Origin of the sequence: Thiocapsa sp. (genome assembly GCF_035467215.1) — a bacterium.
Taxonomy (GTDB): Bacteria; Pseudomonadota; Gammaproteobacteria; order Chromatiales; family Chromatiaceae; genus Thiocapsa.
In genome coordinates, this window is the sequence record NZ_DATITZ010000081.1 from 18080 (window position 1) to 27351 (window position 9272).

The 9272-nt window shown below is 69.4% G+C and carries 5 protein-coding genes; 2 read left to right on the forward strand and 3 right to left on the reverse strand.

What is annotated here, in order from left to right; all coding sequences use genetic code 11:
• Window positions 1–1134 carry a Glu/Leu/Phe/Val dehydrogenase gene (locus VLR48_RS04350; RefSeq protein ID WP_325290607.1) on the reverse strand — a complete coding sequence of 378 codons (1134 nt, stop codon included), beginning with the start codon at window positions 1132–1134 and terminating at the stop codon, window positions 1–3.
• 206 nt (window positions 1135–1340) lie between these two features.
• Here VLR48_RS04350 and VLR48_RS04355 point away from each other — a divergent pair, with 206 nt between their 5' ends.
• The gene (locus VLR48_RS04355; RefSeq protein ID WP_325290608.1) at window positions 1341–3230 is read left to right on the forward strand and encodes a DEAD/DEAH box helicase; all 1890 of its coding nucleotides are present in this window, start codon (window positions 1341–1343) and stop codon (window positions 3228–3230) included.
• A gap of 3 nt (window positions 3231–3233) precedes the next feature.
• A complete protein-coding gene (locus tag VLR48_RS04360; protein ID WP_325290609.1) occupies window positions 3234–6635 on the forward strand; it encodes an ATP-dependent helicase in 3402 nt (1133 codons plus the stop codon).
• A gap of 100 nt (window positions 6636–6735) precedes the next feature.
• Here VLR48_RS04360 and VLR48_RS04365 read toward each other — a convergent pair whose 3' ends face one another.
• Complete coding sequence (locus tag VLR48_RS04365; RefSeq protein ID WP_325290610.1) at window positions 6736–7626, reverse strand: DUF4350 domain-containing protein; 891 nt, start codon at window positions 7624–7626, stop codon at window positions 6736–6738.
• On the reverse strand, window positions 7616–9151 hold the full coding sequence (locus tag VLR48_RS04370; protein WP_325290611.1) for a DUF4129 domain-containing protein: 1536 nt from the start codon (window positions 9149–9151) through the stop codon (window positions 7616–7618). The genes VLR48_RS04365 and VLR48_RS04370 overlap by 11 nt, the downstream gene beginning before the upstream one ends.
• Window positions 9152–9272: the final 121 nt, after the last annotated feature.

The window sequence follows — 9272 nt, forward strand, 5'->3', positions numbered from 1 at the left end:
TCAGAGGTATCCGGGTGCGCAGGAGAAGAGCGAGTAGCGGCGCAACCCCATCGCCTTGCGCACCCGTGCTTCGGCCATCTCGACCGCCGCCTGGCGCGGCAGGATCGCACGCGCCATGGCCGTCTCCAGCACGATGCGGGTATTGCGCCGGATCTTCTCCTCGATCGCCTGGAGTGCCGCGGTCTCGGTCGCCCCGCGCAGCTCCATGGCCGCGCAGATGACCCCGCCGGCGTTGGCGATGAAGTCGGGGACCACCAGGACGTCGCGCGCGTGGAGGATCCGCTCGGCCTCCGCGGTGAAGGGGATGTTGGCGCCCTGCACCACCAGCCGCGCCCGGAGTCGGTCCACGTTGGAGGCATCCACCACATCCGGGCGCGCCGCAGGGATCCAGACATCGCAGGGCAGACCGACCACCGCGTCGCGGTCGAGCGGTTCGCCCCGCGGGGAATCGGCGACGCTGAGACCCTCGTCCTTCAGCCGGATCAGGGCCCGGACGTCGAGACCCTCGGGGTCATGCACGGCGCCCTGCGAGTCGGCAGCGCCGACCAGGACAGCGCCGGCATCGGTCAGAAAGCGCGCCGCATTGCGGCCGACGGCGCCGAAGCCCTGGACCACGACGCGTGCGCCCTGAAGCATAGAACCGCCCTGCTCCAAGGCGACCTCGGTGGCCTTGAGCAGGCCCCAGCCGGTGGCGCCGATCTTGTCGAGCGGGATGCCGCCGATCTCTTCGGGCAGACCCACCGATCGGCCGATCTCGTCCCTGACCCAGGCCATGCATTCCTCGTCGGTGCCCATGTCGGGGCCGAAGATATAGTCCTCCTCGGTGCGCAATGCCTTGGCGAAGGCACGGATCAGCGTCTCCTTGCGCCCTTTGTCCATCCGCGGATCGCCGAACAGCACGGACTTGCCACCCCCGTGCGGCAGACCGGCGGCCGCGTTCTTCAGCGTCATGGCGCGAGCGAGCCGAAAGCACTCCTCGACGCTCACGTCCTCGGCCATCCGCAGCCCGCCGATCGACGGACCGCAGGCGACGTTGTCCACGACCAGGATGCCGCGCAGCCCGATCGACGGCTCGTAGACATGCAGAATCTTGGCCGGGCCGAGCGTGTCGGCAAAGACGAAGCAGTTTTCCATGAGCACCCCCGAAGACTCCAAGCGACACTGACTGCTCACACACAAAGCATAGGCCAGGCGAGGCGATCGGGGGAGCTTATCGAGGTATGGGTCGGTCAAGCCTATCGCGGCGAGCGGTGGGCCGATTCCGGTCTTCCGGTCGATACCTCGCGCGCGTTTCGGGTTAATCTGCGGAGGACTCATGGAAGCAGACCCGCACCAGACCCGTGCCCCATTACGCCACACCGACCGAGCCCGCACCGACGTCCGGCATCGACGCGCTCATCGAGCGCTCGCTCCTGCTCGACCTCGAGACCGGGCCGGACGGCGCGATCCACAAGATCGGCGCGATCAGACAGGGGCGCGAGTTCCGTCGCCAAGGGCGATTCGATCCGGCGCGTGCGCTCGATGATCTGGCGCGGTTTGCAGGCGATGCGAGCTTTGTCGTCGGCCACAATCTGCTCGGGCACGATCTGCCGACACTGCGCGCCCGAGCGCCGAGTCTGGACCTGCTCGGGCGGCGCATCATCGACACCCTGTATCTGTCTCCCTTGGCCTTTCCGGCAAACCCCTATCACCGGCTGGTCAAGGACTACAAGCTGGTGCGCGACAGCGTCGCCGACCCGGTTCAGGACTGCCGGCTGGCCGAGCAGGTGCTGCGCGAGCAGGTCGACGAGCTGGCGCGGCGCGCAGCCAACGGAATCGTCGACGGAAACGCGGGCGGGGCCCGAGGCGGCGAGCGCGACCTGATCCGGGTCTTCCAGTTCTGTTTCCGCGGCGCGACCCTGCTGGAGGCCAACGCCACCGGCGGCGACGGCCTGGCCGCGGTCTTTCGGCTGCTCTCGGGCGAGCTGCCGAGCGTCACCGAGGTGCGCAAGATCCTGCTGGCCCGCTGGCAGGGCCGTGCCTGCGCGAGCGCCGCCCCGCGTCTGATCCTGGATCATCTCGCGAACCCCGACCGCCGCCCCGTCCTTGCCTATGCCGCGGCCTGGCTTCAGGTGGCCGGCGGCAACTCGGTGCTGCCGCCCTGGGTGCGGCATCGCTTCCCGGCGACCGTGACGCTGCTCAAGGCCCTGCGGGACACACCCTGCGGAGATCCGGGGTGTGCTTGGTGCCGAGAGGCGAACGACCCGCGGGCGCAGCTCGGACGCTGGTTCGGCTTCGATGACTTCCGCGCCGAGCCGCAGGCGCAGGACGGCGGGAGCCTGCAGGAGATCGTCGTCCGCGACGGCATCGCGGATCGCTCGCTCCTCGCGATCCTGCCCACCGGTGGCGGCAAATCGTTGTGCTTTCAGCTGCCGGCCCTGGTGCGCGCGCATCGGCGCGGCACCCTGAGCGTCGTCATCTCGCCCCTGCAGGCCCTGATGAAGGACCAGGTGGACAACCTGGTGAAGAAGACGGGTGCCACCAGTGCGGCTGCCATCTACGGCCTCTTGACCCCGCCGGAGCGCGGCGACGTGATGGAGCGGGTGCGCCTCGGCGATATCGCCCTGCTCTACATCTCCCCGGAGCAGCTGCGCAACCGCTCGGTGGCCGACATGCTGGCCAGTCGCGAGATCGGCTGCTGGATCTTCGACGAGGCCCACTGCCTGTCGAAATGGGGCCACGACTTCCGCCCCGACTATCTCTATGCCGGGCGGTTCATCCGCACCCTGGCCGAGCGCCAAGGCGCGCCGGTCCCGCCCGTGGCCTGCTTCACGGCCACGGCCAAGCGCGACGTGAAGGCCGAGATACTGGCCTATTTCCGCGAGGAGCTGGGTTTGGATCTGGTCGATTACGCGGGCGGGGTCGAGCGCGACAATCTGGAATTCGAGGTCCAGGTCGTCGGCAAGCACGAGAAGGACGCCCGGATCCACGCCATCCTGACCGAGCACCTCGGCACGCCGAGATCGCGCGAGGATCCGGACCCGACCGGCGGCGCGGCTGTGGTCTACGCCTCGACGCGCAAAGGCACCGAGGCGCTGGCAGATCGCTTGGGCCGCCAAGGCTGGGCGGTCGATGCCTTCCACGCCGGCATCCCGGCGCCGGAGAAAAAGCGCATCCAGGAGGCCTTCGTCACCGGCGAGCTGCAGGTCATCTGCGCCACCAACGCCTTCGGGATGGGCGTGGACAAGTAGGACGTGCGCCTGGTCGTGCATGCCGACATCCCGGGCTCGCTCGAGAGCTATATCCAGGAGGCCGGGCGAGCCGGGCGCGATCGCAAACCCGCGGCCTGTGTCCTGCTCTACGACGAGCAGGACATCGAGTCGCAGTTTCGCATGGAGGCCCTCTCCGAGCTGTCGCGCCGCGATATTGCCGAGATCCTGCGCGGTGTGCGTCGGGCCAAGCGCGACCGCGAGGGCATCGTGGTCGTCACCAGCGGCGAGCTGCTGCGCGACGAGGACCTCAGGCTGGGCTTCGATCCCGAAGCCACGGACGCCGATACCCGGGTGCGCATCGCCATCGCCTGGCTGGAGCGTGCCGGGCTGGTCGAGCGCAACGAGAACCGCACCTTCGTCTTTCAGGGCCGCCCCGCGGTGGCGAGCCTGGAGGAGGCCGAGCGGAAGATCCGCGGGCTGGGTCTGTCGGCCGCCCAGGGCCAGCGCTGGCTGGCGATCCTGGAGGCGATGCTCAACACCGACCCGGACGACACCTTCACGGCCGACGAGCTGGCACGCCTGCCTGCCTTCGCGCGAGCCAAGGAGGGTCAGGCCGGTACGCCCGACCCGATCCCGCCCTGGGATCGCGGCGACACCCCCTCGCAGCGCGTCCTGCGCACCCTGCACGATATGGCCGGCGCCGGCCTCTTGCGCGACGGTCCGCAGCTCACCGCCTTCGTCAGCCACAAGGTCAAGAATCACTCTGCCTTGATCCTCAAGCGTGTGGCGCGTCTGGAGCGGGCCATGCTGGATGCCTTGCGCGAGCAGGCCCCGGACGCCCAGACCGGCGTCTGGCTGCCGCTCTCGCTACGCCGTCTCAACCAGCATCTGCTCGATCAGGGCTACGACAGCAACCCCGAGACCCTGCGCATCCTGCTCAAGGGCCTGACCTTGGACGGTCGCGGTCTAGCCGGTGCCCGCGGCAGCCTGGATCTGCGCCAGACCGACCGCGACCACTACCGCCTGCGCCTGCATCGTGATTGGCCGACCCTGCATCGCACCGCCGAACGCCGCCGCGCCGTGGCCCACCGCATCCTCGAGACCCTCCTGGCCAAGCTCCCGGACGACGCCCCCGCCAAGAGCGAGCTGCTGGTGGCCTTCGGCACCGACGAGCTCACCGGCGCGCTGCGCGGTGATCTGGCCCTGTCCGCCGAGCTGCGCGACCCGCTGGCGGCAGCCGAGCGCGGCCTGCTGTTCCTGCACGAGCACGGCGCCATCATCCTGCAAGGCGGATTCGCGGTGTTCCGCTCGGCCATGACCCTGCGTCTACTCCCGCAGGCGAAGGGGCGACGCTACAGCGAGGCCCAGTACCAGCCGCTGGCCCAGCACTATCGCGAGCGAGTGTTTCAGATCCATGTCATGAACGAGTACGCCCGACTGGGCGCGGAGAAGATCCGCCAGGCCCTGAGCCTGGTGACCGGCTACTTCACGCTCGGCAAAGAGGCGTTCGTGAAACGCTGGCTCGCCGACCGCCGCGAGCAGCTCCTGCGCGCGACCACCGCCGAGTCCTTCCGCCGGATCGTCGAGGATCTGGGCAACCCCGAGCAGATCGAGATCGTCGCCGCCCCCGAGGACGGCAACCGTCTGGTACTGGCCGGACCCGGCTCGGGCAAGACCCGCGTCATCGTCCACCGCTGCGCCTATCTGCTGCGGGTCCTGCGCGTACCGGCGCACCGCATCCTGGTCCTCTGCTTCAACCACGGTGCCGCACTCGAGCTGCGCCGCCGGCTCGCGGAGCTGGTCGGGGACGACGCCCGCGGTGTTACGGTGCAGACCTACCACGGCTTTGCGATGCGCCTGACGGGGCGCTCCTACGCCGAGCGTATGGCCGCGGCGACCGATGCCGCGCCCGACTTCGACGGTCTCATCGGCGAGGCCGTGGACCTGCTGGAGGGCCGCGTGGATCTGCCCGGCATCGAGCCCGATAGGGCGCGCGAACGACTCCTCGCCGGTTATCGGCACATCCTGGTCGACGAGTATCAGGACATCGATGCGGATCAGTACCGGTTGGTGGCAGCCATCGCCGGCCGGGCCCAAGACGAGGACAAGCTGACCCTACTTGCGGTCGGGGACGACGATCAGAGCATCTACGCCTTCCGAGGCGCAAACGTCGAGTGTATCCGCCGTTTCAAAGCGGACTACGCCGCCGAGCTGCATCACCTGGTCGAGAACTATCGCTCGACCGGGCACATCGTCGCCGCCGCGAACGCTCTGATCGCGCACAACCGCGACCGGATGAAGCGCGACCATCCGATCCGGGTCGATCGGCGTCGCGCGACCCGGCCCGCCGGCGGGCGTTGGCAGGATCTCGACGGCCATGCGAAGGGACGGGTGCTAATACTCCGAGCGGCCGATCCGCCGTGCCAGGCCGCCGCGCTGGTCGCACGCATCGAGGAGCTTCGACGCCTCGGCGGCCAGGACTGGTCGGAGTTCGCCGTCCTAGCCCGTCGCCACGCCATCCTGGAGCCGGTCCGCGCGCTCTGCGAGCACCGCGGCATCCCGGTCGACTGGCCCGACGAGCTGCCTCCCCTGCACCGGGTCCGCGAGATCGACGCCTTCCTGAGCCGGCTCGCGCAGCACGCACGTGAACCGATGAGCGCTCGGGCACTTGACGAGTGGCTGCCTGAGCGCCCGAGCCCTTGGCGCTCTCTCCTGCAGCGCCTGATCGAGGATTGGCAGGCGGAGGCCGGCACCACCGAGGTCCCCGCCGCCGAGATCGCCGAGTTCTGCTTCGAGACACTCGCCGAACAGCGCCGCGAACGCCGGCTCGGCGAGGGTCTGCTGCTGACCACGCTGCACGGCGCCAAGGGGCTGGAGTTCCCGCATGTCCTCCTCGCCGACGGCGCATGGGACGCAAATCCGCAGAACGAGGAGGAACGCCGCCTCTTCTACGTCGGCATGACACGCGCGAAGGAGACCCTGACGCTGATGACGATTGCCGAAAGCCGCCATCCCTATCTGGCCGAGATCGACGGCGATTGGCTGATCAAGGCCGAGCCGGCGGTGGAGCCACCGCCCGCCGAGATCGCCGGGCGCCGCTACACGCGCCTGACACCGGCGGACCTGGATCTCGGCTATGCCGGGCGGGTGGCCGCGGATGCGGCGATCCACCGTCATCTGGCCGCACTCGGCCCGGGCGACGACCTGCGTTGGGAGCAGTTCGACCAAGGCTTGCTGCTGCTCGATCAAGCGGGCCATCGCATCGCCCGTCTGTCCAAACGCGCGGCCACCCGTTGGCTGCCGGACATCGATCGCATCGAGCGGATCCGCGTCGATGCCCTGATCCGCCGCGACAGTCGACAAAATACGCCCGAACATGCGCAGCACTGCCGCTCGGAGCGATGGGAGGTGCCGCTGGTCGAGATCCGTTGGCGCGGACCTTGATGCCCATGCAGGGCGTTTGGGACGTGTAGGGTGGACGAGCGAGAGTGAAGTCCACCAAATCCTGGGCCGGCGTTGGCGGACTGCGCTGCGCTTGTCCACCCTACCGAATCGACGCCTTGCGCCACAGACGCTGAAGGAGGGCACTCTGCCGCACGAAGGCGTCGGCGTCTTCTGCATGGACATGGAGGGCGCGGACGACGGCGTCCGGGTCCTCGCCCGTCGCGACCGCGATCGCGTGGGCCAGCGCCGCGTCGTCGAGCCGCCCGAGGTCCGGGCGGCGACGTCGCCAGAGCTCGATGACCCGTCGGCGGGTAGGCTTGATCAGATGATCGGACTGTCCGTGTCGCCAGAGAAAGCCGCCGCTCGCGCCCAGGTGTTCGAGGAGATCGCGCCGGTCTCGGCTCGGCACGGGCTGAAGCGGCCCGAGCCGAGCACCCGCGATGACCGCCGTTTCGGGTTCGGCAGTCGTCACCAGCGAGCGTTCGGTCGAGAAGGCGACGCGGAGCGGGCGCCCCGGGTGTTCGACCGGAATCGCTGCGATTACATCTGTTTGGCCATCGACCGCGGGCCGATCCGCGTCCGCGGTGCTCAGGCGAACGCCGTACGCGGCAACCAGGTCGTCCTCCTCCGCGGCCCCCGGACCCGATTCGCTCGCCGCGACCACCAATCGCCCGCCGTCCGTCATCCATTGATCGAGCGCCCGACGGCGCTCCGGCGCGAGAGACCCCGGATAGCGCACGACCAAGGTGTCGGTCGGCGGCGGGAGCCGGCGCAGACGCTCGCGCCCGCTGTCGCTCGACACCGGGATCTCCAGCCGCGCCAGAAAACGCTCCGCCGCGAGGAAGGGGTTGCGCCTGCCCTCTTCCGAAGGGCCGACCTCGATCTCCAGGGTCCTGCGTTCGAGCTGACTCAGGACGGCGCCGATCAGGGCGACGACGACCAGGATCAGCCCGGCGACCACCAGTCTGAAGACGCGGCGTTCAGGCGTCATCATGAGGTATCCCCGGATCTCGCGCCGGCCGGGTCGGCAGATCCCGAGCACGAGACCAATCGTCGAGCAGGGCGATGATCTCGGCGCCGGAGGGCTGCCGATGCGCGTAGGCAACCCGGCTCCAGTGCCCGATCAAGCGGGTCATGAGACCGACCCTCGGCGCCGGCAGGGTCTGCGCCGCCGATGCCAGAGCATCGCCCTCGGTCGCACCCGCCGGGATCTCGACGCCCTGCCGAGTCAGGTCGTCGAGGCTCGCGCGGTACAGCAACGCAAGGGCCGCGCGATGCTCGTCCGTGTCGACCAAGCGGCGGATGGTCGCCGGGATGTCGTCGGGAAGCGGCTCGGCGCCGAGGCGGCCGATCAGGACCGATGATCCGTCGCCATCGCCTCGCAATCGGCGGCTTGACCCGCGCCATCGATGCCGCTCCTGCATGATCCCCTGAATGACCTTAAGCGCCAGCCAAACGAGTGCGGCAAGGGCGAGGACAAGCAGCGACAACTTGAGGATCTCGGCAAGCGTCACCGCCAGTCCGCCGAGCTCGATCGGCCATGTCCAGCCCTCGACGGGTTCGACCGGATCGCGCTCGACCGGCAGCCAGAGCGTCACCTCTTGCGTGCTCCCGAACGCCTCGTCCGCAAGGATCTCCCCGATGAGGGCCTGTGCCTCCACCGGATCGAGAACGGCATCGCGCGGCGCGAACGCGTCGACGGGGGTGCTCGACAACGACAGGACGAGGCCGACGGCCAAGAGACCGGCCAGGGTCAGGCTCGCGGCCCCGCGAGCGGCCGCACCCTGCTCGTCGCGGGCGCGGCGAAACGCAAGCTCCAGATCCCATGCCTCCAGCTCGGTACGACGGGTCAGATAGAGACCGAAGCCGGCGCAGACATAGAAGGGCGCGATCACCGAAAAGGCGAGCAGATAGATCAGGGCACTGATCCAATAGACCGGGGAATCGGATTCGGTCACGGCCGCGGTGAGGTCGAGACGGGGCAACTCCTCGGGGACCAGGAAGACCAGCGCGAGCAGCACGCCGACCCAGAGGATGGCCTCGAAGTGATAGCAGATCAGGGTCAGCCAGGTCGGCGCGCCGATACCCTGGCTCAAAACCGCGCGACGGCGCCGAGCCGGGGCACCGCTCAGACCCTCGAGGAGCGTGACCGGCATCAGGAAGGAGCGACGCAGTCCGAGTCGGCGCCACAAAAGCAGGGGCAGGATGTGTCGTGTCACGGCGGCGCGGACGATGGCGACACGCTCGGCGCGTTGCGGGCGCTCGCCGAGCAGGGCGCGCCCCGCCCAGGACTGCAGCGGTGCCTCGAACAGCGGCTTGCACCACCAGACGGCGACCAGCCAGAGGTCCGGTCGTCCGCCGGTCAGCACCGCCAGGAGCGCAGCGACCGGCAGCGCGGTGATCCACCAGAGGATCCAGAGCGACAGGAACCACTCTCGCCCGAGCGCAAAGCCCAGATCCACCCCCTCCCAGGGGCCGCGCGGGCGCAGACGCGCGCCGACGGCATCAAGACGCATCGTCGCGCGCTCGTCCGGCCAGCGCGAGATAGACCGCGACCAGGATCCACCCGAGGGCACCGAAGCCGTACTTGAGCACCGACGGCGCGGGGCCTGCCGACGAGAAGGCCTCGATCACCGC

What these genes read in the sequence shown, in the direction of transcription:
- VLR48_RS04365 (WP_325290610.1), bottom strand. Translation starts at nt 7,626, where the DNA reads ATGACGCCTGAACGCCGCGTCTTCAGACTGGTGGTCGCCGGGCTGATC.
- VLR48_RS04370 (WP_325290611.1), bottom strand. Translation starts at nt 9,151, where the DNA reads ATGCGTCTTGATGCCGTCGGCGCGCGTCTGCGCCCGCGCGGCCCCTGG.
- VLR48_RS04350 (WP_325290607.1), bottom strand. Translation starts at nt 1,134, where the DNA reads ATGGAAAACTGCTTCGTCTTTGCCGACACGCTCGGCCCGGCCAAGATT.